The sequence below is a fragment of the Alteromonas sp. ABH4_456 genome (assembly GCF_056160645.1).
Map to the genome: position 1 here is coordinate 57662 of NZ_JBSWXO010000009.1, position 21742 is coordinate 79403.

Genomic DNA, 21742 nt, shown 5'->3' on the forward strand with positions numbered 1-21742 from the left:
CAAATATGAGTCAACATTTGAGGGAGACGAAATGAGCAAAGTTGCACTGGTCACAGGTGGCACCCGGGGAATAGGTGAAGCAATTTGTGTAGCGTTGAAAGATGCGGGTTACACTGTTGTGGCAAATTATGGTGGTAACGATGAAGCGGCTAAGGCGTTTACTGAACGCACTGGCATACCTTCATTTAAGTTCGATGTCTCGAATTTTGAGAAAACGAAAGAAGCAATTGACCAAATCGCGACAGATTATGGTCCGGTGGATATTCTAATCAACAATGCCGGGATCACCCGGGACGGCACCATGCACAGAATGAATTTTGAGCAATGGGATGCCGTTATTCAAACTAACCTCGCTTCCTGTTTTAACACGTGTCGCTCAGTGATTGATTCAATGCGCGCCCGTGGTTTTGGTCGCATTGTTAATATTGGTTCGGTTAACGGTCAGGCTGGTCAGTATGGCCAGGTTAACTATGCGGCAGCTAAGTCCGGTATTCATGGTTTTACTAAAGCGCTGGCACTTGAGGGTGCAGGTAAAGGTGTAACCGTAAACGCTATTGCGCCGGGTTATGTTGATACTGACATGGTGCGTGCGGTACCGGAAGAAGTATTGAAGAAGATCATTGCAACAATTCCGGTGGGTCGTTTGGGGAAACCTGAAGACATCGCCCGCAGTGTTATGTTCTTAATAGGCGATGAAGCCGGATTTATTACCGGTTCTACATTGTCCATTAACGGCGGACAGCACATGTACTAAGCTGTACGGTTACAATGTTCACAGAGCACGCCCGTGCTCTGTGAACTGACCGTATCCGGATCCAGCTACTCGCTTTCTTTATTGCCGTCGCTCTCTTTGAGTACATCCGGCAACACACCAATCGCTTTCATCACATCCAGTCCCGGAAAACCATCAGCAATCAGGTTGCTGGCCAACTGATATTCGCGGAGCCCTGCACGGGTTGCCGGTCCGATAATACCGTCGGGTTTACCTACATTGTAACCGGAAGCATTCAGCGCTGTTTGCAGTTTCAAAATGTCATCCCTGGTATAAGCCGGTAATTCCGGTAACGCTTTATCAATACCGGCTTCACCGGCAATCTGGTCAGCCAGCTTACCTACGGCGATGGCGTAGAATTCAGAATTGTTCCAGCGCATAATAATTCGGAAGTTGTGATAGGCAATGAACGCCGGACCGTTATGACCGGCAGGTACAACGACATATCCTTTCTCATCACTGTTACCCAGCGCACTGCCGTCTGCTTTTTTGATCCCGCTTTCGTTCCACTCAGTAATACTGCGCCGGTTTTTATATCCCGTTTCGCGATAATCGAAATTATCCGGTAACTGAATTTCCCTTCCCCAACGGAATCCGGGTTGCCAGCCTAATTGGGACAAGAAGTTAGCCGCCGAAGCGAGGGCATCTTCTTCACTGTCCCACAGATTAATCTGGCCATCGCCGTCGCCGTCAATCGCATAGTTCATATACGCTGAGGGCATAAATTGTGTATGGCCCATGGCGCCTGCCCAGGAACCTACCATTTTGGTCTGATCTAAAGATTCTCTTTCAAGAAGCTTAACCGCAGTGACTAATTCTTTGGAAAAATAGCTGCTACGTCTTTCATCACAGGCAAGAGTCGCCAGTGAATTCAGTACATTCATCTTACCTTTGTAACCACCAAAATTGGTTTCCAGCCCCCAAAATGCCACCAGATAATGGGCGGGCACACCGTATTTATGGCTTAAGCTATTTAACAGTTCTTTATGTTTAGCGTACATTTCCCGGCCTTTGCCGATACGCCATGCCGTAACGCGTTTGCTGTAGTAGCCCGGAAAGGTTTGTACAAATTCAGGCTGGCTGCGGTCCAGCGAGATCACGCGGGGCTGATATTGAATGTTGGCGAACACGGCCTTTGCCGTTTCTTCTTTCACGCCCTGTTCTACGGCTTGCTGAGATAACTGTGTTTTACACTGTTCAAAATCTGTATTGGCATAAGCTGAAGAAGTCGCTGTCAGCAGTGACAGTATTGAAAAACCAAGCTTACGCGGCATCCATTTAGACATTGCATATTACCTTTGTTGATGAGGCGTTCATGCTACCTTATCTGAGCCCCCGGGAGCGAGGGAAACATGGGGAAAATACGGCGCGCTCCGCCGGTGAGATCAGGAGCGCTGCAGGAAAGAGTTATTTGTATGGGAGGGCTTATGCGTACTTGTGGATGAAATCAGTAATAACCGGGCGTACCGATTTGCGGAACTTAGATCCACTGAAAATACCGTAATGACCGGCTCCCTGTTGTACGTGATGTTTACGCATATTTTTCGGAATATTTTTACAAATATCCTGTGCCGCTTCTGTTTGTCCTAAGCCGCAAATATCATCATCAGCACCCTCTACGGTAAGCAGAGCAGTATTGTCGATAGTTTCAAAATCTACAGGATTACCCTGATAAGTAATCGCACCGCGGGCAATCTCGTTATTCTTGAATACCCGTTCAATGGTTTCAAGATAGAACTCGGCGGGCATGTCCAGTACTGCCAGATATTCATCGTAAAAGGCGCGGAAACGATCAGCATCTTCTTCTTCACCAAAGACCAGATTTTGGAAGAAACTCTGATACTTTTTCATGTGAGTTTGCTGGTTCATACTGATAAAACCGCCCAGCTGCATGAAACCGGGATACACCTGACGACCTTCGCCCGGATAACCATAAGGTACCGACATAATCGCCACATTACGGAACCAGTTCATCGGATGTTCCTGAGCGAACTCGTTCACCCGTGTAGGATTCTTGGAGCAGTCAATGGGGCCCGCCATGAGAGTGAGCGACTTGGGCACACAGGCATTTTTCTGTCCGGCCATCACTGCGGTGGCGATTAAAGCCTGAACAGTAGGCTGACATATCGCCATTAAGTGCGTGCCCGGCCCTAAGAACTCAAGAAACTCGATAAGATAACCCACATAGCAATCAAAACTGAACGGACCGTCTTCCAGCGGTACTTCTCTGGCATCAGCCCAGTCAGTCACATAAATCTCGTGATCCGGAAGCAGCGCTTCCACCGTGCCTTTCAACAAGGTAGCAAAATGGCCGGATAAAGGCGCAACAAGCAAGACCTTATGATCATCTTTCACACCGATCCGGTTGAAATGAATGAGATCACAAAACGGCTTGCTCATTACGATTTCTTCTTTCACCTTGTGGCGTTTATCGTCGATTTTGATTTCGTCGATATTAAACCCCAGCTTCTCGTAGCGTTGTGTCAGCCGCATGGCAGTTTCCAGCGAAGCGCGGGTTATGCGGCCGGGTAAGGTCTGTGCGAAAAGATTGGAAGGATGGTTCGCAATATCATTAAGCAGACTGAAACCCTCGTGCATAATGTATGCGCCGCGCGTCAAATAATCGTAAGCCTGATAATTCATTACGTCTCTCCTCAAATACTGGCTGGGGCTAAGACCTTTTGGGGGATGAAAAGGTTCACTTGATGTGGGGTAACCTGAGCGGCCTCTGAAGGCCGCTCAGGAGGGACTTATGCTTTAGCTGCGCTTTGGAATTTCGCAGTCATTTCGTCGCTTAAACCTTTGAACATCTCGCCAGCTTTCTGCTGTGCATCAGAAATTACTGCATATGAGCTTTTCGCTGCATCAGTAACAGTTTCCTGAATAGTTTCAACATATGCCTTGTTCATCTCAGCCAGACCAGACAGATCTTTCTGCTGAGAAGCTTTTTCAAAATAAGACATATTTTCAGATAACAGAGATGAATACAGGGCGTTCTGTTTTTCTGCCAGATCCTGCATTGTACTCATGTTCAATGTCGCAAGGTCAGTCATCGGCTTCATTGCGCTTTTCATTTGCTCGTTCATTTGCTCAAACATTACTAGTCTCCAGTTTCCGGGGTAAGTTAGCTAGTTGATTTAGTCGTTGTCGCAGTCTTCTTAGCAGTCGTGCGACGGGTACGTGTTGCTGGTTTCTTTGCTGCTGCGGCAGGTTTTGCCTCAGCAGTCGCTTCCTTTGCTTCTTCAGCAACGGCTTTTGTCTCTTCAGCGGCCTTCTCAACAGTTTCCTTTGTTGCTTCAGCCACTTTTTCTGCTGCCTCTACCGGCGCTTTCGCGGCTTCAGGCGCAGCTTTTTTCGGTGCGGCAGCTTTTGTGGTTTTCTTCACGGCTGCTGTCGCTTTTTCAACTGTTTCTTTGGTTTCTTCAGTAGCGGTGGCCAAACTGGCCGCCATCACTTCGGTCATTTCTTCACGCATAGCGTTAAGGGTGGAGTAGGTGTCTTTTGACGCGCTGGTCATGCGTTCACGCACTGACTCAGCCAGTTCAGAATTCGCTGTCATTACACCTTTAAACTCTGTTTGTTTCGTTACCGCTTCAATGTAACGAACACTGTCGCTCAACAAACCCGTGAATAACGTGGTTTGGTGTTGAGACAGACTTTCCAGCGTTTTTGTATTCACAGCAAACAGCGTATGTACCGGTTTAGTGGTACTTTTCAGCTGTTCTGAAAACTTGCCAAACATACTCTTCTCCCGACCAGTTGATAAAGTCCTTCTGCTGCGTTGCAGCAAGATTTGATTAGATATTAACCAGGGTATTTGCAGAGATCAACAAAAATGTTGCGGTGCAGCAAGAATGTTTAGACGAATATTTAATAAGCAAATAGCTTTTTATGCTGCTCTGCAGCATTGAAGAGGAAATGTGGCAGGTCTGTCCGTTCCGGGGCAGGAGAATTGCTCCCCTGCCAGTATGTGATACTTACTTCTGGTTCTTCTTCCAGGCATCCATATTTTGTTCGATGATTTTGTTAAACATACCGAAGGGCGTGTTATCCATCATATTTTTCATCATACCCTGCACCTGATCCTGTTGCTCTATAAAGGTAACAAGAGATTGTTCAAGGTACTGTCGCAGAAAGTCCTGCATGTCAGTGTCGTAATAACGGATTAGTTGTTTGAGTAACGAATTTGTCAACAGTGACTGATTTTCGTTGGCTTCGGATTCACTGATAATTTGCAGCAATAATGACTTGGTAATGTCATCTTCACTTTTGGAATCAATCACCTTAAATTCCTGACGTTCATTGATTAACGCCTTTATATAATCGAGGTTAACGTACTGACTCTGAGATGTGTCGTACAATCTGCGATTAGGATATTTTTTAATGATGATCATAATGTTACCTCCGGCGATGCTGAAATGAGAGTAACGCACAAAATGCCGCTGCGGCAACCTAAAAGGTGTGAAAATAAGCGACACTCTGACTACCTTTTTCACTGATAAGAAAATCTGATTTTTGTTAACTTTCTGAAATTATTGATTAAATCGTGATTGGCATAGTTATCGCTGTATCACTGTTGAGAGCCTGAATAGCCGGATTATCTTTCTTTTAATCACATTCATTTGAAGATAACGCATTTCAGGCAATTCAAATGAAACCGGAGATTATTATGACTAAACTTGTCAAATCACTTGTGATGAGCCTCGCTGTTGCTTGCACGTTAAATTTCGCTGCACAGGCAGCTCAGGAAACCAGAGAGGCTGCCCCGTCAAGTGCGCCGATGACACAGTCGAAGGATTTCGATGATGCAACTCTTGAGAAATTTACAGTCGCGATGAATGCGGTCAGTGATGTTGCAGATAAATATCAGTCTGAACTGAAAGGTGACGAAACACCTGAGAAGATGCAGCAAATTCAGCAGGCTGCACAAACTGAAATGGTAACAGAAATTGAAAAAACAGGTCTTGAGGTGCAAACCTACACGACCATTGCACAACTGGTACAAACGGATGAAAAACTAAGATCCCGCGTACTGGACATCGCTAAAACACAGAACAGCGAATCGTAATACTGAATCCTCATGTAGACAGAAGTAAAGCGGGGCGTTGAACGCCCCCTTTTTTTTGTCTGCCGGTTTATCCCAGCTGTTTTTTCACGTAACTGCCCGGGGCTGCTTCGATGGCCTGATATTTTTCACTTTCACCGGGCTGCGGGGCATTCACTTTTGTTTTCCGGTGACCCTGCAACCATGCATGCCAGTCTGGCCACCATGAGCCTTCCTGCTTCACAGCACCATCAAACCATTCGCTGGCACTTGCCGGTAAATTGTCGTTAATCCAGTGCGGATATTTCCCGGGATCTGGCGGGTTAATTACCCCTGCAAGGTGTCCCGACCCGGCGAGTACAAAGCGTGTATCGCCTGATACCAGCTGTGTACCTTTGTACGCGCCCTGCCACAGCACAATGTGGTCTGCCAGAGTAGTCAGGAAATACACCGGCACATCGATATTTCCAAGGTCGATGGGAATGCCGTCAATTTCTACTGCCCCCGGCACTTTCAGTTTATCTTCCCAGTACATGGTGCGGATATATTGCTTAAAGCAGGCCGCGGTGATGTTGGTGGCGTCGCTGTTCCAGAATAAAATATCAAACGCAGCAGGGTCTTTGCCCTTAAGGTAGTTATTAATAAAATACGACCAGAAAAGGTTATTTTCCCGCAGCAAACTAAAGCTCAGGCCCAGTATGCGGCCGTCGTAAATACCCTTAATATCTGCGTTCTGCTCCATCACAGGTAATGCATCTTCGGTAAGGTAATTACCAATTTCGCCGGGTTCACTGAAGTCCAGCAAGGTGGTCAGTAAAGTGAGTGACTCAATGCGGGTGTCTTTTTTCGCACGCAGATAGGCCGTTGCTGTACTCAGCAATGTGCCGCCTACACAAAAGCCCGCCATATTCACTTTCTTCTTACCGGTGATATCACAAACCACATCAAGGGCTTCCACCGGGCCTTTCTTCATATAATCGAAGAAATCCTGGTCCGCCAGTTTTGCATCCGGGTTAACCCATGAAATCATAAATACAGAAAAACCGGCATCAAGCAGGCCTTTTACCACGGACTTATGTTCGTCGAGGTCAAGAATGTAGTATTTGTTTATGAAAGGAGGCACAAACAGTATTGGCGTTGCAAAGGTTTTCTCATGCTTCGGTGTGTAATGAATTAACTGCATCAACTCGTTCTGATAAACGATCTGGCCTTCTGTGGTTGCCAGATTGACACCTGGCTCGAAGGCATCCATATCGGTCTGTGTGATTTTGAACGCTTCCAGAGGACTCTTTTCCAGATCCCGCATGAAATTCTCAATACCTTTCACCATGTTCTGGCCTTTGGTTTTCAGAATTTCTTCACATACTTCCGGATTAGACAGCAAGTAGTTAGTTGGTGATACCGAGTTGATATATTGGCGTGTGTAGAATTTTACCTGTTCTTCCGACTTAGGATCTTTGAAATGCATGGATGAAATCATGCCTTGCAGCATCTTAGAATTAATCAGGTAAGCCTGTTTCATGTAGCTGAAAATGGGATTGTCCTGCCAGTCTGTATGAGAAAAACGACGGTCGCCTTTCTCTTCCTGCATAACAGGATGGGCATTCTCTCCCAACATGGCCTTAGTGGCCTGCTGCCACAATTCAGTTTGTTGACGCATGAAATCCATTTGCGTCTGGATAAGCTTTGCCGAATCTACCTCTACCGTGTCGTTTGACAGCAGCGAACCTAACTTTTCCGGGTCGAACATAGCGGATGTCTCCTCACTGCTATTTTTCTTCGTCAGAATGTTATGAACCATGGCGTTAAACTGCTGTGCGTATTGATTCAATGTGTCCAGAATATGATCTTTGTCCTGCTCGTGCACAAAAAACCTCCGTGCTTATTTTTTGCTGGTTCCTGTGGTTGCCATGCTTTCCAGCACCTTTTGATAGAATGAGAATGCTTGCTGACTGCCGTCCAGGTAGGGCTTCAGCATGGACATCATGGCTTCCTGATTTCCGCTTTTGATTTGCTCGCTGAGTTGTGAGATGGTGGCCTCATGAAGTTTGCTCATATCCGGCCATCCCATGAGTTCTCTTGCTTCCTTGGGTGAAAGGTCGATATCGATGGAAATTTTCATGTTTCACTCCTTTCTGGCGCCTTCCGGGCCATCCGGATTGATTGTTCTGGCGTAATCATAAGATTACTGCAAGATGACAATGATTTGCACGGTTAGTTTCAGGCTGGAAATTCAGCCGCGAAAACCGCAAAATCCCCTTTGACGTTTTCTATATTGGCATGATAAGTGGCTAAAAAACAGACGAAAGTTAATAAACCAAAGAAAATTGGCAGCAAGCCCCGCCGTCGCTGGCCCGGGCTGTTGTTCAAGTTATGTATTGTCGGGTTCGTGGTGCTGGCAGGGTACATGGTGTATCTGGATGCCCAGATTAAGCACACCTTTACAGGCAATAAATGGGAAGTCCCGGCGCAAATATTTGCCCGGCCACTAATGTTATCTGAAGCGCTGGAAATCACGCCAAAAGAAGTGTTGGATGAACTGAAACTGCTTGGTTACCGGAAGGTCACGAGTCCCGATAGTAGCGGAGAATATCGTTATACCGGCAATAAGCTGGTGGTTCAGCGACGGGCTTTCAGTTTTCCTGACGGCGATGAGCCTTTACGCCAGATCACCATTACCTGGCAGGGCAGCCGCATCAGCAGTATCCGGGATGACAGTGCCGGTATTTCACTGCCGAAAATTCGCCTGGAGCCCTGGCTTGTCACGCGGATGGTAAGTGGCACCCGCGAAGACCGTATGCTGGTGAAGCTGAATGAAATTTCACCTTTATTGCCGAAAGCCCTGATCCTTGTAGAAGATAAAGATTTCTACAAGCACCACGGGGTCGCACCACTTTCTATTCTCCGCGCGCTGGTTGCCAACATTCAGGCCGGGAGAACCGTGCAGGGTGGCAGTACTTTAACGCAGCAGCTGGTGAAAAACCTGTACCTCACCAGAGAAAAAGCGCTGACGAGGAAAATAAAAGAAGCATTGATGGCACTCATCATCGATGCCCGTTACAGCAAAGATGAAATTTTACAGGCCTATCTGAACGAAGTTTTTCTGGGTCAGAACGGTGACATGGCTGTGCACGGGTTTGGCCTTGCCAGTTATTTCTATTTCGACCGGCCGGCCAATGAACTCAGCGTACCTGAAATCGCCACGCTGGTGGCCATGATAAAAGGGCCATCCTATTACAATCCGAGACGCTACGAGGAACGGGTTATTGAGCGGCGTAATCTGGTGTTGCGCATTTTATTTGAAGCCAACGAACTAGACCGTAAGCAATACGAATTTGCTGTTAACTCTCCTGTAGGTCTGGCGTCCGGCGCGAGCTTAGCCAGCGGGAAACATCCTGCTTTTATGGATAAGGTGCGCCGTGAACTGAACACCATTCTTGCCGATCCTTCCCTGCGTGACTCCGGGGTGAAGGTATTTACCACGCTGGATATATACGCCCAGCGCAGGGCTGAAAAAGCGGTTGAAAACACACTGAAAGGTTTGCAGTCAGATCGCAAAGCTGAGTTACAGGCAGCGATGATTGTGACGGATATCGCCAGTGGTGAAATTCGTGCCATTGTGGGCAGCAAAGATACCAGCTTCAAAGGGTTTAACCGTGCGTTGGATGCCAAACGTCAGGTGGGCTCACTCATTAAGCCGGCAGTATATCTCACTGCTCTGGAAGACCCGGTAATGTTTAATCTGGCCACTCCTTTACAGGACGAACCCATTACCCTTGAAAATGGCAACGGACAAACCTGGTCACCCCTGAACGCGGATAAGAAATTCCGTGGACAAGTACCTCTGATTGAAGGTCTGACAGAATCGTTAAATGTGCCTACAGTGAATCTCGGTATGCAAGTGGGGCTCGACAATGTGACAGAAACCATTCACCGGCTGGGAGTAGAGAGTGACTTCCGCGAAGTGCCGGCTATGACACTCGGGGCCATGTCGTTATCGCCGCTGGAAACTAACCAGATGTATCAGACCATTTCGAACAATGGCCGTTATATTCCGCTGCATACTGTGACATCGGTTGTTTCTTCGAATAACCGGCTGGTATGGCAGAATGCCGATTACTATTCACAGCGGGTAGATGAGGCCGCCACATACCTGCTGAACTACGCGTTGTATAAAGTGACCACGGAAGGTACAGCGAAACGTGTGGGCAGTAACTTCCCGAATATCAACATGGGCGGTAAAACCGGCACCACAGATGATTACCGCGACAGCTGGTTTACCGGCTTTGACCGGAATAATGTGGCAACTGTATGGGTAGGGAATGATGATAACCAGCCAGTGCTGTTAACCGGTGCCGGCGGGGCCTTACCTGTGTTTGTAAACTATCAGAAAAGTCAGTCGCCCAAGTCACTGTCACGACGTTTTCCGGAAGGGTTAGGTATTGCTCATTTCGACAGTCAGACGGGGGCACTGACCATTGCCGGCTGTCCTGACTCCATGAGTGTGCCGGCTATTCTTGATGTACTGCCGCCGCCGGCGCAGGATTGCTACGGTAAGCCTGTCGCGCCTCTGGGCAAAGAAAAGAAAAGCTGGTGGGAACGTTTGTTTGGAAACTAAGGCTTTTTCTTATCGAAAAAGCCCTGTAGTCAGAACTGGCAGCGACATACGGCTCAGTAAAAATCTGTCCCGCTACCAGATCTGACTCAGGGAAGGCCCTACGGGAGCTCGTTGGGATTAGTGAAAGCGGTCTGCAATGTGTTGCACACCGCTGAATAACACTGCGCTGGCGAGATACGCGACAACCGGTCCCAGCGCAAGCAACAACAACGCACCTGATGTCATCATCATTACTCTCCTTTGATGTCTTCAAAAGAAATAGCATCTTCCTGTTTAAGATCACGGATCTTGATGTCAGCAACCAGTGTTTCTTCAGCTACTTCAGGTTCGGCCTGATACGTGGTGTTGGCCACTAGCTGAGTCACTTCAGACAGGATTTCTGTGCGCACATTATCGATTTGTTGCTCAACCATCTCAGATAAATAGCCCTGAAGCTGGCTTTGCAATGATGTTTCAGCCATTGCCGGTATAGACAGAACAGAAGTAGCAACAAGTGCAAGTGCAGTGAATTGACGACGTAAAGTAAACATAATTTCTCCAAAGTTAAGGTTAATAAACTGCACTCTTACTGACTTCCCGGCAGTTAATTGTTAAGTCGCATTAACTTTAGCGATAGTTGTGCCAACACGAATAAAAATTTTAAGGTGTTGATTTTAAATGTTTTGTTTTGTCGGTGTGGAAAAGCTTAGATAAGTGTAAATAGTATAAATACTAAGAATTAGTAATTTTGAAAACTCTATTTGGCGAATTTGACCAGGTATGATGTACGGGGCTGACAGGTGAGTCAGCCCGCGATGATTTTGGTAATGGCCAGCGCAAAGCTTGCCGCCCCGACAGCATCAGAACAGCTTAATGCGCGTCTTTCTTTTTAGAAAACAGCGAAACAATACCCACAATTACCGAGCCGGCAATCAAACCAGCCACACCATCGGTGATAAGGGAAATGACAAAGCTGAGTTGCTCCACACTGTGATTAATGGATTCAGCGAGGTGGTGCATAAACGGAATATTGTGAGTAAGGATGCCGCCGCCAACGAGGAACATAGCAATGGTGCCGACAAAAGCGAGGGTTTTCATTAACAGAGGCGCAGCAACGAGCAGGGCACGGCCAGTGACACGCTGAAAACCGTTGTAGCCGCCGGTGAGTGACTTTCTGAGGAGATACAGACCGACATCGTCCATTTTCACAATGCCGGCAACCAGACCATACACACCGGCGGTGATCCCCACACTTAACGCGCACAACACACCTACCTGAGTAACAAAATCAGCCTGCTGTACGCTACCCAGTGCAATGACGATAATCTCTGCGGACAAAATAAAATCAGTCCGGATGGCGCCTTTAATCTTGTCTTTCTCAAGCGCCACAAGATCAATATTTTCCTGTGAGAGTTTTTCAATTCTGGCTTCACGCTCTGCTTCATCTTCTTTATGGAAAAGCCGGTGCAATACTTTTTCAGCCCCTTCGAAACACAGGTACAGACCACCAATGACCAGCATGACGGTGATCAGAACCGGAATAAAAGCAGAAATAAGCAGCGCTGCAGGTACCAGGAACACTTTGTTGAGCAGCGAGCCTTTTGCCACAGCCCAGACCACAGGCAGTTCTCTTTCGGCACGCACTCCCTGAACCTGGTTGGCATTTAATGCAAGATCATCACCCAGAACCCCGGCAGTTTTCTGCGCAGCCACTTTAGACATGGCGGAAATGTCATCCAGCAAAGTAGCGATATCATCAATCAGGGCGAGTAAGTTAGCGGCTGCCATAGGTTTTCCTCAATAAGAATCGGGGCATAGGTTATCTGTAGAAGCCCTTATACGCAATACAGACTAATTTTGATTCTCTTCTTCTTTGACCCCTTTATTTATCCGCGCATCAATGAATTTCTCAAACCCTTTGCCCCTGTCTGAACAGGTCGCCCGCCCACCGGTAAAACGTGAAATAAATGCCAGGGTTTGGGTGGTTTTACTACTGCAATCCACTTCAACGGCAGGGGGCGGGGCAAGAGGAGCTTCTTTTTCTGCGCCTTTGCGGGGATCGCTGATATCCGGTGACGTTTTTGCCCGCCTGAGTTCTTTGGCTACCTGCTCAGCATCCTGCTGTGTACTGGCAGCCTGTTGCCGGCTGAAAAAAGCATCCAGAGCACGGCGCGATGTTAATGACGGTCTGGTTGAAACCGTGCCTGAATCTGTTGGCGCAGCCGGCTGCGCAATAACAGAAGACACAGGCGGTTGAACCGGCTCTGACGTCTCAGGCTGCACAGGTTGTTGCGGCAACGGCACTTTTACTGCCGGCGGTGTTTTGATGTCAGGCGGGGCTGCCTGTTCCGGAGCTGGTTTGGACTCCGGTGCGGCCAGTTCAGGTTCAGGCTTGTCGGTAGCCGGTGCTTCCGGAATGGTTTCCGGTAGTGTGTCCGGTTCCCGGGCAGCCTGAGGTTGTGGCAGACGGATTAACGTCGCCGTGATGGGTTTACTGACCACGGGCTCCGGAATATCGCGCTTACTTTCCATCAGCGCCAGTGCGGCAAGCAATATAAGGTGAATAATAACAGACACGACAAAGACCCCGCTTTTCTTTCCTGAGCGGGGTGGATCAAAAGTTGGCCTTTGAGGGGCAAAGAAAGCGGTGTCCGTGGTTTCCATACGCGACAGAAGACCGCTGAAATAAGATGAAGTTCCCAGTCTTTACACAAGCACGATTTTGGCTGCCCAATTATGGTGCGCTATTTTGCCTTCGCACGATCATGGTGCGTAATTTTTAAGCTCTTCATTCGTTTTAATGCATAAATATCTGTTTTTTATAGATTAAAATTTGTGGCATAGGACTTGGTTTACTTCAGCAACCCCCGCTAAAAGCGAAAACAAACAACCATTATTTGGGAGCAACACATGAAACTAGTCACAGCTATCATCAAGCCATTCAAGCTGGATGATGTTCGTGAAGCCATTTCAGAGATCGGTATCGACGGTCTTACCGTTACCGAAGTGAAAGGGTTTGGACGTCAAAAAGGACACACTGAATTATATCGCGGCGCCGAATATCAGGTGGATTTCTTACCAAAAGTAAAACTGGAAGTTGCTGTTCAGGCAGACCAGGTTGATCGTCTGGTAGAAGCCATCGTTGGCGCAGCAAAAACGGGCAAGATCGGTGACGGTAAAGTATTCGTCTACGACCTTGAACATGCTGTTCGTATTCGTACCGGCGAAGCTGACGCAGACGCGCTGTAAAACAACACAATAAGAAATTGCGGAGAAAACAATGGAAATCACATTTGAACTCGGGTATGCATTAGATACCTTCTATTTCCTTATTTGCGGTGCGTTAGTCATGTGGATGGCTGCCGGCTTTGCCATGCTTGAGGCGGGTCTGGTTCGTGCTAAAAACACCACTGAAATTCTGACCAAGAACGTGGCGCTGTATGCCATTGCCTGTACTATGTATATGATCTGCGGTTACAGCATCATGTACGGCGGTGGTGACTTCACATTATTCCTTTCTGGTATTGTTGGTGACGGTGCAACAGGTGTTGCAGAAGAACCGGCTACCTACGCACCTTCAGCTGACTTCTTCTTCCAGGTAGTATTCGTTGCCACTGCAATGTCTATCGTATCCGGTGCGGTTGCTGAGCGTATGAAACTGTGGGCCTTCCTGGCATTCGCAGTTGTGATGACTGGTTTCATCTATCCAATGGAAGGTGCATGGACATGGGGCGGTGAGTCTGTATTCGGTATGTACGTGCTGGGCGACAACGGTTTCTCTGACTTTGCAGGTTCCGGTATTGTTCACATGGCAGGTGCTGCTGCAGCCTTAGCCGGTGTACTGGTACTTGGCGCACGTAAGGGTAAATACACTGCAGATGGCAAAGTAAATGCTATCCCGGGTGCTAACCTGCCTCTGGCGACTTTAGGTACATTCATTCTGTGGATGGGTTGGTTCGGCTTCAACGGTGGTTCTGTTCTTGCAACAGCTACTGTAGAAAGTGCTAACTCTGTTGCGGTTGTATTCATGAACACCAATGCCGCCGCTGCCGGCGGTGCAATTGCTGCTCTGCTGCTGGCCCGCGTAATGTTCGGTAAAGCTGACCTGACTATGGTTCTTAACGGTGCACTGGCTGGTCTGGTAGCTATTACTGCTGAACCTTCAACGCCAACGCCTCTGATGGCAACACTGTTCGGTGCCTTAGGTGGTCTGCTGGTTGTTCTGAGCATCGTGTTCCTGGACAAACTGAAAATCGATGATCCTGTAGGTGCTATCTCTGTTCACGGTGTAGTCGGTCTGTTAGGTCTGTTACTGGTGCCTGTAACTAACGATGGTTCTACTTTCGGTGGTCAGCTGTTAGGTGCTGCTACAATCTTTGTATGGGTATTCGTAACCAGTCTGATTGTTTGGGTAATCCTGAAAGCTGTAATGGGCATCCGGGTTTCTGAAGAAGAAGAATTTGAAGGTGTTGACGTTGCTGAATGTGGTCTGGAAGCATATCCTGACTTTACTTCAGGTCGTTAATCTTCAACACGGAGACTTGATTGGGCAACCTATAACAAAAGCATAATGCTCAACTCACCAAAATTTGAACCCCGCATCTGCGGGGTTTTTTCTGTTTAATAGAAATAAATAATTAACATCTATTAAAAAATAGATTGGTCGTTTTCCGGCTCTCTGTTGTACGCATAGTTACACCAACTATCGTGCTTTTCCCAGGAGACCGTTATGAGTAAAAAACCAACTCTCACCACCAGCGCGGGCGCGCCCGTCGAATCTAACGAAACCAGCAAAACAGCGGGCGCAAGAGGTCCGGTTCTGCTGACAGATTATCAACTTGTTGAAAAGCTGGCACACCAGAACAGGGAGCGTATTCCTGAGCGTACGGTGCATGCCAAAGGCTGGGGTTTGCAGGGTACATTTACAGTGACCCACGACATTACCCGGTACACCTGTGCCGACCTGTTCTCTGAGATTGGCAAAAAGACCGAAGTGCTGAGTCGCTGGTCTACCGTTGCCGGCGAATCAGGCGCTGCTGACACCGAGCGTGATGTACGCGGTTTCAGTCTTAAGTTTTATACCGAAGAAGGTAACTGGGATATGGTGGGTAACAATACCCCAATCTTCTTTATCCGCGATGCGTTTAAGTTTCCGGATTTTATCCGAACTCAGAAGCGCCATCCGAAAACGAATCTTCGCAGCCCGGAAGCGATGTTTGATTTCTGGGCCGGACAACCTGAGTCTGTGCATCAGGTCACCATTCTGATGTCTGACCGTGGTATTCCTAAGAACCCTATGTATATGAACGGCTACGGCTCACACACTTTCAGTATGTGGAATGCCAAAGGCGAGCGTTTCTGGGTGAAATTCCACTTTAAAACACAGCAGGGGCATGAGCATTACACCAATGATGAGGCTGAAGAGATCATAGGTAAAACCCGTGAGTCTTATCAGGAAGACTTAATCAATGCCATCGAAGACGGCAAATATCCTAAATGGACTCTGTACATTCAGGTGATGCCTGAAGAAGAGGCAGGGAAGCAGGCTTATAACCCTTTCGACCTCACCAAAGTGTGGCCTCATGGTGATTTCCCTCTGATTGAAGTGGGCGAACTGGAAATGCACACCGTGCCTGAAAACTACTTCCAGATGATTGAGAATGCAGCCTACAGCCCGTCAAACGTGGTGCCCGGTATCGGCTTCAGTCCTGATAAAATGCTGCAGGCCCGGGTGTTCTCCTATGCAGATGCTCACCGTTATCGTTTGGGAACACACTATGAAGCCTTACCGGCTAATGCGCCGAAGAAAGCGGAATTGAACCATTATCATAAAGACGGTGCGATGCGCTTCTTTACCAATGATTTTGGTAATCCTGACGCCTATTACGAGCCAAACCAGCACAACGGTCCGGTGGCTCAAATTAAGAACCCGGAACCACCGCTGCGCATCGATGGCGATGCTGACCGCTACTATCAGGAAGAATCGGACATTGATTACGTACAGCCACGAGCCCTTTACAACATGTTCTCTGACGAGCAGAAAGAAAGGTTGTACAAGAACTATGCTGCCGCGATGGGGCCATGTTCAGACGGCGTAAAAGAGCGCTGGTATGCTGTTCTTGAAAAAGTACATCCTGACTACGCTGCAGGTGTCCGAAAAGCGGTGGAAGCGTTGGATACAGACGTTAACGCGGTGCCCATCACCGAAGACACGCCTCTGGAAGATAAGTAACAGTTGCCCGGTCACGGGCAATTAAACTGAAAAACATAACACCCGGCAGATGCCGGGTGTTTTCGTTGTGAAGAACCAATCGCGGGGAACCGGACCCCGCGTAATTTCTTACATCAGGCCGTTTGCTTCAATGTACCTGCACGGGTTAACGTACCAGCCGGAGCTGATGTGCCTTCTGACGCCACACTATCCGGTTCTTTTACCAGGTAAGTCGCCAGCTCTTCATCTGTAACCAGGCGCACTACGCGCATACCGGACTCTTCGTAATCTGCGTTAATAAGCCCGAGTTCAGCGAAGCGGGCGAACAAATCACAGGACGGATACGCGCCCCATTTCTGTTTGAACACTTCAGCGTTCGATACGATATCGCATAAGTGATTTACCGGCGGGTTGTAGTGAGCGTGGAATTGCTTGAATACATGACGGCCGGTGTTAACCAGATAAAGGCCTGCCTGACTGCAACGAGCAGCAAAATCCAAATCGCCGATACCAAAACCGTGATAGTCGAGATCGAATCCGCCTACACGCTCATAATCCTTCCGGGTGATACCGAAGATATTAGTATCGAACTGCACAAACGGGACTTTTTCTGCGGCACTGGCCTGAGGAAGGGCAAGCTGCTGCACATAGCTTTCGTTGATATCTTCCGCTTTTTTATCCAACTGGCATACATTGGCGGTGACAACCTTTCCGATGGCGAGTGAACGGACTAAGTCTTCCAGTAGAGATTCAGGGCAGATGCAGTCCACATCCAGGTAAATAAATTTATCGGTTTTGCAGGTATCGAAACCACGGTTACGGGCTTTCGGGATCGGAAGCTCATCACTTGCTGCAAAACGGTGCACGATAGGGAAGTTTTCGCTACTTAATAGTGATTCGTCACTTGGCGGAGCCATCCACACAATCACCATTTCTTTAGGTAAAAGTGTAGAGCGTTCTATGCTGCTAATCAGGTTAGACAACTGCTGGGTACGTCGCTTAACAATAGTAACAATACTAAAATCAGTGCTCATGGCGTCGTCTCTCTGTCGGTTCATGTCCCTGCGGGACGGGTTAATTTCCAACCACAGATACGGCTCGTGGTGAGTCTGTTAGAAAAACAGTGAATAAATCCGCAAAATTACTGCAAACTTAGTTCCACCTTTAAACTAAAGTATAGTGAACGGGCTAACTTCTCGTTAATTCGTCATTTTTTGTTTTCTGGCATGCCCGGATGAATTGCAGGGCGGAGTGTGTTAAATATGAATTTACAGAAAGCCGGTAATTTTTACAGTGGTTAGACAGAGCGGGGAAATGCATTTGCGACTGATAAAAAAGAGTCTGAAGCCGGTTATCACCGGTATGGTATTACTGGGCGTGTCTGCCGTCGCCGGGGCATACGACCGGATCACCGGTGAAATGTTTGCAAGCCGTTCTGAGGTTATCGCACAGCACGGGATGGTAGCCACCAGCCAGCCTCTGGCGACCCAGGTGGGGCTGGATATTCTTAAGCAGGGTGGCAATGCTATCGACGCGGCGATTGCAGCGAATGCTATGCTTGGTCTGGTGGAGCCCACCGGAAGCGGTATCGGCGGTGATCTGTTTGCCATCGTGTGGAGTGCAGAAGAGAAGAAACTCTATGGTCTGAATGCGTCCGGCCGCTCACCCCGTACCCTGACCAAAGCCGTGTTTGCAGAAAAAGGGCTTAATAAAGTGCCCTCATTTGGTCCGTTGCCGGTATCGGTTCCCGGTGCCGTGGATGGCTGGTTTGAGCTGCACAGCAAGTTCGGTTCTCTACCTGTGACAGCCATTTTAACCCCGTCTATTGAATATGCCCGTAATGGCTTTCCGGTGTCTGAACTCATTGCGTATTACCTGCAAATGAATGCAGACCGGATTGGTCAATATGACGGATTTGCTGAAACCTTTATGCCCGGCGGTAAAGTACCGCAAAAAGGGGATGTGTTTAAGAACCCCGGACTGGCGGCCACCTACGAAAAAATTGCCACCGGCGGCAGAGATGCTTTTTATAAAGGCGATATCGCGCGGACAATCGCTGCCTACATGAAAGAGCAGGGCGGATACCTTACCTTAGATGATTTGGCCAGCCATACGTCGGAGTGGGTCGAACCGGTATCCGCGAATTACCGGGGGTACGATGTATGGGAATTACCCCCTAACGGACAGGGCATTGCTGCTCTGCAAATCCTGAATATTCTTGAGCGTTACGATATTGAAGGGATGGGGTTCGGCTCTGCAGACTACATTCACACTTTCGTTGAAGCGAAAAAGCTGGCATTTGAAGACCGCGCAAAATTCTATGCAGATATGGCATTTACTTCAGTGCCCGTAGACTGGCTGGTTTCTAAAGACTACGCCGCAGACCGGCAGCAACTTATCAATCAGGAAAAAGCGGCCAAACGCTATGATGCCGGTGTGTACGAAGGTGATACCGTGTACCTGACCGTCGCCGATAAAGACGGCAACATGGTGTCTCTGATCCAGAGTAACTACCGTGGTATGGGCTCAGGCATGACGCCACCGGAACTGGGCTTTGTGCTGCAGAATCGGGGGGAGCTGTTCACCATGCAGGAAGGACACGCGAATGAGTATGCGCCGGGCAAGCGTCCTTTCCACACGATTATTCCTGCCTTCGTTACCCGCAATGGTAAGCCGTGGTTAAGCTTTGGTGTAATGGGCGGTGCCACCCAGCCACAAATGCATGCACAAATCATCGTCGATCTGATTGATTTTGGCATGAACTTACAGGAAGCCGGTGACGCGCCCCGTATATTACATTCCGGTTCCAGCAGCCCTACCGGACATCTCATGCTGGATGGCGGTCAGGTACATCTTGAATCAGGCTTCAGTGAAACGGTTAAACGTGAACTGATGGAGAAAGGTCACACTCTGCAACCTGCCGTCGGGATCTTCGGCGGTTATCAGGCAATTATGCTGGATAGTCAGCGGGGCGTGTATTTCGGTGCCTCTGAAAGCCGAAAAGATGGACAAGCCGCGGGGTATTGAGCCACACTATTACTTACTGGCCCGGGAAAATGCCCATAAATCAATAATCAGCGGGCAAACGGAAGGATGTCATGAGTCAACCTCAAAAAGGGGTGTGCGCCGAACCGAATCTGCATGCGCAATATTTATTGCTGAATGTCGTGGATGACGATGCAGAAACGGTGAGGGGAAAGCTTGCCCGCGTGTTGGATATATTCGATTTTTACGAAAACGAGCACTATGAAGCCATGCTCACCGGCATGATTGCCATCGGTGCCGGTTTCTGGTCTGAATTGTATCCGGGCTTTATTCCCACTGAACTGGCTCCGTTTCCGGATATGCAGTGTGAAGATCGCACAGCCCCTTCCACGCCCTGCGACCTGTTTATTCAAATACGTGCTGACCGTGCTGATATTTGTCATGCGGTAGGTATGGAAGTGATGGAATTGCTCAGACTGCATGTTGAGCTGGTGGAACAGGTAAGAGGCTTTCGTTATCTCGATGGCCGTGACTTGAATGGTTTTATCTATGCGCCGGATAATCCGCGTGGAATGCAGCGACGCAAAACCGGTATTATCGATAACGACGAACTGGCTTTTAACGGCGGCAGTTACGTGCATGTGCAACGTTACCGTCACGATTTGCGACGCTGGGAAAGTCTTACTGCCCGTCAGCAGGAACAAATTATCGGTCTGACCCGGGAACACAACCTGGTGAGTCAGGAGCAAAACCCCATGTCTCATTGTGTCCGCGCGTCGGCGAAAGGGCCTGATGATGATTTACCCGGGTTAATTAAACAGGGAATGCCTTACGGAGACCTGACAACCCAGGGGCTCTTCTTTGTAAGCTGCTCAGCCAGTGCCCGGCCTTTCAAGTCTATGCTGCATAGTCAGGTTTTCGGTACCGGAGACGGTGATTATGACCGCTGGCTGGATTACACCAGTGCGGAAACCGGGGCATCTTTCTTTGCGCCGCCGGTTAACTTTATCCGCGAGCACGCAAAAAAATAACCAGGCTAGTGGTGCAGTTTCAATGCACCGTCCCAGTCTTCACTGAGCGTTAAATTGCGGTATTGCAGGCACACATCAATGTGATGCTGAGGCAGTTGATCCTGCGGATTGATATCTCTGGCTTTCATGAAGTGAGCAATGGCGTCGTCCCATTCCCTGCGCATACGGCAGGCCAGTCCGGCGGTGATTTGTGTTTGCACAGAGAGCCTGGCTTTCTGTTCTTCCTCACTCAGATGATCGAGCACTTCATACACTTCAATGGCACTTTGCCGGCCTTTCACTTTAACCCAGTCAAGTAAACGGGTTTTAACCGGATAGCCCGCGCCTACCGTTTCCAGGGTTTGTGCGCTGACAATAATGTCAGCATTGTATTTTTTAGTCAGTGACTCAAGTCTGTAAGCAATATTCACACTGTCGCCGAGTACCGTGGTGTCCATACGGTCATCTGAACCGATAGTACCAATGATCACCGGTCCGAAATGAATACCGATCCCGATATTAATGGGCAGATATTCACAGTTATCCCTGTGAGAGTTGTACATCACCAGTGCTTTTCGTAAATCGATAGCAGCCTGAAGGGCATCGCGGGCTTTATCTTTAGCGGTGCCGCCCGGGTGGTCGAACAGCGCCATAATGGCATCGCCAATAAATTTGTCGATAAATCCACGGTTCTGATGAATAGGATCATTCATGCGCAGGAAATAGGAATTCAGGAAGCCCATGAGTTCCTGCGGGCTGAGATGCTCTGACAAGCCGGTGAAGCCGCGGATATCACAAAACAGGATAGCCACTTCGTCTTCGTCTGCATGTCCCAGTTCCAGCGTGGCTCCGCTGCCATGTTTGGCAAAGTGTTCAACGAACTGACGGGGGACGAATTTCTGGAAGGTTTTACTCAGTTGCATCGCCTCATTGGCTTTTTCGACGTAACTGGCTTCACGGCCGTCAGGGGTATCAGAAACAGGCGTTTTCTTCGGATGTGTTCTGTCGAGTTCAGCCTTCAGTTCGCGGATTTGTGCAGACTGTCTGAACAGGAAATATGCGGCAACACCGCCCACAGCGATAAGACTATAAATGAGTAGCCAGCTTAACGTCATGGTGTCAC

Annotated in this window: 20 protein-coding genes; 8 read left to right on the top strand and 12 right to left on the bottom strand. The window is 48.4% G+C overall.

The window, feature by feature from the left end; genetic code table 11:
- Positions 1-31: 31 nt before the first annotated feature.
- Complete coding sequence (gene phbB / locus ACXAG2_RS14270; protein ID WP_349589921.1) at positions 32-754, top strand: acetoacetyl-CoA reductase; 723 nt, start codon at positions 32-34, stop codon at positions 752-754.
- 65 nt (positions 755-819) lie between these two features.
- Here the strand turns inward: phbB and ACXAG2_RS14275 are convergent, their stop codons facing one another.
- The 5 genes from ACXAG2_RS14275 to phaR form a co-directional block, all read right to left on the bottom strand.
- Positions 820-2058, bottom strand: a complete 1239-nt coding sequence (locus ACXAG2_RS14275; RefSeq protein ID WP_474867980.1) for a lytic murein transglycosylase — start codon at positions 2056-2058, stop codon at positions 820-822.
- A 139-nt stretch (positions 2059-2197) separates the two neighbouring features.
- Positions 2198-3415, bottom strand: a complete 1218-nt coding sequence (locus ACXAG2_RS14280; RefSeq protein ID WP_474867983.1) for a polyhydroxyalkanoate depolymerase — start codon at positions 3413-3415, stop codon at positions 2198-2200.
- A gap of 107 nt (positions 3416-3522) precedes the next feature.
- A complete protein-coding gene (locus ACXAG2_RS14285) occupies positions 3523-3870 on the bottom strand; it encodes a phasin family protein (protein WP_119502799.1) in 348 nt (115 codons plus the stop codon).
- Between the two features lie 26 nt (positions 3871-3896).
- On the bottom strand, positions 3897-4514 hold the full coding sequence (locus tag ACXAG2_RS14290) for a phasin family protein (RefSeq protein WP_474841557.1): 618 nt from the start codon (positions 4512-4514) through the stop codon (positions 3897-3899).
- Between the two features lie 235 nt (positions 4515-4749).
- On the bottom strand, positions 4750-5166 hold the full coding sequence (gene phaR, locus ACXAG2_RS14295; RefSeq protein WP_119502797.1) for a polyhydroxyalkanoate synthesis repressor PhaR: 417 nt from the start codon (positions 5164-5166) through the stop codon (positions 4750-4752).
- Between the two features lie 275 nt (positions 5167-5441).
- On the opposite strand from phaR, the gene ACXAG2_RS14300 reads away from it, so the two are divergent.
- Complete coding sequence (locus ACXAG2_RS14300) at positions 5442-5840, top strand: DUF4168 domain-containing protein (RefSeq protein ID WP_474841554.1); 399 nt, start codon at positions 5442-5444, stop codon at positions 5838-5840.
- 67 nt (positions 5841-5907) lie between these two features.
- Here ACXAG2_RS14300 and ACXAG2_RS14305 read toward each other — a convergent pair whose 3' ends face one another.
- Positions 5908-7683 carry a PHA/PHB synthase family protein gene (locus tag ACXAG2_RS14305; protein WP_474867986.1) on the bottom strand — a complete coding sequence of 592 codons (1776 nt, stop codon included), beginning with the start codon at positions 7681-7683 and terminating at the stop codon, positions 5908-5910.
- 15 nt (positions 7684-7698) lie between these two features.
- Complete coding sequence (locus ACXAG2_RS14310) at positions 7699-7938, bottom strand: DUF6489 family protein (protein WP_474867988.1); 240 nt, start codon at positions 7936-7938, stop codon at positions 7699-7701.
- Between the two features lie 165 nt (positions 7939-8103).
- On the opposite strand from ACXAG2_RS14310, the gene mrcB reads away from it, so the two are divergent.
- The gene (mrcB, locus tag ACXAG2_RS14315) at positions 8104-10434 is read left to right on the top strand and encodes a penicillin-binding protein 1B (protein ID WP_474867991.1); all 2331 of its coding nucleotides are present in this window, start codon (positions 8104-8106) and stop codon (positions 10432-10434) included.
- A 230-nt stretch (positions 10435-10664) separates the two neighbouring features.
- Here the strand turns inward: mrcB and ACXAG2_RS14320 are convergent, their stop codons facing one another.
- The 3 genes from ACXAG2_RS14320 to ACXAG2_RS14330 form a co-directional block, all read right to left on the bottom strand.
- Positions 10665-10964 (bottom strand): hypothetical protein, encoded by a 300-nt coding sequence (locus ACXAG2_RS14320; RefSeq protein WP_474848262.1) that lies wholly within the window; start codon positions 10962-10964, stop codon positions 10665-10667.
- 319 nt (positions 10965-11283) lie between these two features.
- Positions 11284-12201 (bottom strand): DUF808 domain-containing protein, encoded by a 918-nt coding sequence (locus ACXAG2_RS14325; RefSeq protein WP_349589908.1) that lies wholly within the window; start codon positions 12199-12201, stop codon positions 11284-11286.
- A gap of 63 nt (positions 12202-12264) precedes the next feature.
- Positions 12265-12990: a hypothetical protein gene (locus ACXAG2_RS14330; protein ID WP_474867994.1), complete on the bottom strand. Its 726-nt coding sequence runs from the start codon at positions 12988-12990 to the stop codon at positions 12265-12267.
- A 333-nt stretch (positions 12991-13323) separates the two neighbouring features.
- Here ACXAG2_RS14330 and glnK point away from each other — a divergent pair, with 333 nt between their 5' ends.
- From glnK to ACXAG2_RS14345, 3 genes are all read left to right on the top strand, one after another.
- Positions 13324-13662, top strand: coding sequence for a P-II family nitrogen regulator (gene glnK / locus ACXAG2_RS14335; protein ID WP_119502789.1), 339 nt, complete (start codon positions 13324-13326; stop codon positions 13660-13662).
- A 31-nt stretch (positions 13663-13693) separates the two neighbouring features.
- Entirely contained in the window at positions 13694-14938 is a 1245-nt protein-coding gene (locus ACXAG2_RS14340) for an ammonium transporter (protein WP_474867997.1), read from the top strand.
- 204 nt (positions 14939-15142) lie between these two features.
- Positions 15143-16645 carry a catalase gene (locus ACXAG2_RS14345; protein WP_349589900.1) on the top strand — a complete coding sequence of 501 codons (1503 nt, stop codon included), beginning with the start codon at positions 15143-15145 and terminating at the stop codon, positions 16643-16645.
- A gap of 113 nt (positions 16646-16758) precedes the next feature.
- Here the strand turns inward: ACXAG2_RS14345 and ACXAG2_RS14350 are convergent, their stop codons facing one another.
- Positions 16759-17682 carry a glycosyltransferase family 2 protein gene (locus ACXAG2_RS14350; protein ID WP_474868000.1) on the bottom strand — a complete coding sequence of 308 codons (924 nt, stop codon included), beginning with the start codon at positions 17680-17682 and terminating at the stop codon, positions 16759-16761.
- Between the two features lie 304 nt (positions 17683-17986).
- Here ACXAG2_RS14350 and ggt point away from each other — a divergent pair, with 304 nt between their 5' ends.
- Together ggt and ACXAG2_RS14360 are read left to right on the top strand one after the other, a co-directional pair.
- Positions 17987-19651 (top strand): gamma-glutamyltransferase, encoded by a 1665-nt coding sequence (ggt, locus tag ACXAG2_RS14355; protein WP_474868233.1) that lies wholly within the window; start codon positions 17987-17989, stop codon positions 19649-19651.
- A 71-nt stretch (positions 19652-19722) separates the two neighbouring features.
- On the top strand, positions 19723-20640 hold the full coding sequence (locus ACXAG2_RS14360; RefSeq protein ID WP_474868003.1) for a Dyp-type peroxidase: 918 nt from the start codon (positions 19723-19725) through the stop codon (positions 20638-20640).
- A gap of 5 nt (positions 20641-20645) precedes the next feature.
- Here the strand turns inward: ACXAG2_RS14360 and ACXAG2_RS14365 are convergent, their stop codons facing one another.
- Positions 20646-21734 (bottom strand): adenylate/guanylate cyclase domain-containing protein, encoded by a 1089-nt coding sequence (locus ACXAG2_RS14365; protein WP_474841539.1) that lies wholly within the window; start codon positions 21732-21734, stop codon positions 20646-20648.
- Positions 21735-21742: the final 8 nt, after the last annotated feature.

What these genes read in the sequence shown, in the direction of transcription:
- ACXAG2_RS14285 (WP_119502799.1), bottom strand. Translation starts at nt 3,870, where the DNA reads ATGTTTGAGCAAATGAACGAGCAAATGAAAAGCGCAATGAAGCCGATG.
- ACXAG2_RS14310 (WP_474867988.1), bottom strand. Translation starts at nt 7,938, where the DNA reads ATGAAAATTTCCATCGATATCGACCTTTCACCCAAGGAAGCAAGAGAA.
- ACXAG2_RS14300 (WP_474841554.1), top strand. Translation starts at nt 5,442, where the DNA reads ATGACTAAACTTGTCAAATCACTTGTGATGAGCCTCGCTGTTGCTTGC.
- ACXAG2_RS14345 (WP_349589900.1), top strand. Translation starts at nt 15,143, where the DNA reads ATGAGTAAAAAACCAACTCTCACCACCAGCGCGGGCGCGCCCGTCGAA.
- ACXAG2_RS14340 (WP_474867997.1), top strand. Translation starts at nt 13,694, where the DNA reads ATGGAAATCACATTTGAACTCGGGTATGCATTAGATACCTTCTATTTC.
- ACXAG2_RS14280 (WP_474867983.1), bottom strand. Translation starts at nt 3,415, where the DNA reads ATGAATTATCAGGCTTACGATTATTTGACGCGCGGCGCATACATTATG.
- ggt (WP_474868233.1), top strand. Translation starts at nt 17,987, where the DNA reads ATGGTATTACTGGGCGTGTCTGCCGTCGCCGGGGCATACGACCGGATC.
- glnK (WP_119502789.1), top strand. Translation starts at nt 13,324, where the DNA reads ATGAAACTAGTCACAGCTATCATCAAGCCATTCAAGCTGGATGATGTT.
- ACXAG2_RS14360 (WP_474868003.1), top strand. Translation starts at nt 19,723, where the DNA reads ATGAGTCAACCTCAAAAAGGGGTGTGCGCCGAACCGAATCTGCATGCG.
- ACXAG2_RS14290 (WP_474841557.1), bottom strand. Translation starts at nt 4,514, where the DNA reads ATGTTTGGCAAGTTTTCAGAACAGCTGAAAAGTACCACTAAACCGGTA.
- ACXAG2_RS14350 (WP_474868000.1), bottom strand. Translation starts at nt 17,682, where the DNA reads ATGAACCGACAGAGAGACGACGCCATGAGCACTGATTTTAGTATTGTT.
- ACXAG2_RS14365 (WP_474841539.1), bottom strand. Translation starts at nt 21,734, where the DNA reads ATGACGTTAAGCTGGCTACTCATTTATAGTCTTATCGCTGTGGGCGGT.
- phaR (WP_119502797.1), bottom strand. Translation starts at nt 5,166, where the DNA reads ATGATCATCATTAAAAAATATCCTAATCGCAGATTGTACGACACATCT.
- phbB (WP_349589921.1), top strand. Translation starts at nt 32, where the DNA reads ATGAGCAAAGTTGCACTGGTCACAGGTGGCACCCGGGGAATAGGTGAA.
- ACXAG2_RS14325 (WP_349589908.1), bottom strand. Translation starts at nt 12,201, where the DNA reads ATGGCAGCCGCTAACTTACTCGCCCTGATTGATGATATCGCTACTTTG.
- ACXAG2_RS14320 (WP_474848262.1), bottom strand. Translation starts at nt 10,964, where the DNA reads ATGTTTACTTTACGTCGTCAATTCACTGCACTTGCACTTGTTGCTACT.
- ACXAG2_RS14275 (WP_474867980.1), bottom strand. Translation starts at nt 2,058, where the DNA reads ATGTCTAAATGGATGCCGCGTAAGCTTGGTTTTTCAATACTGTCACTG.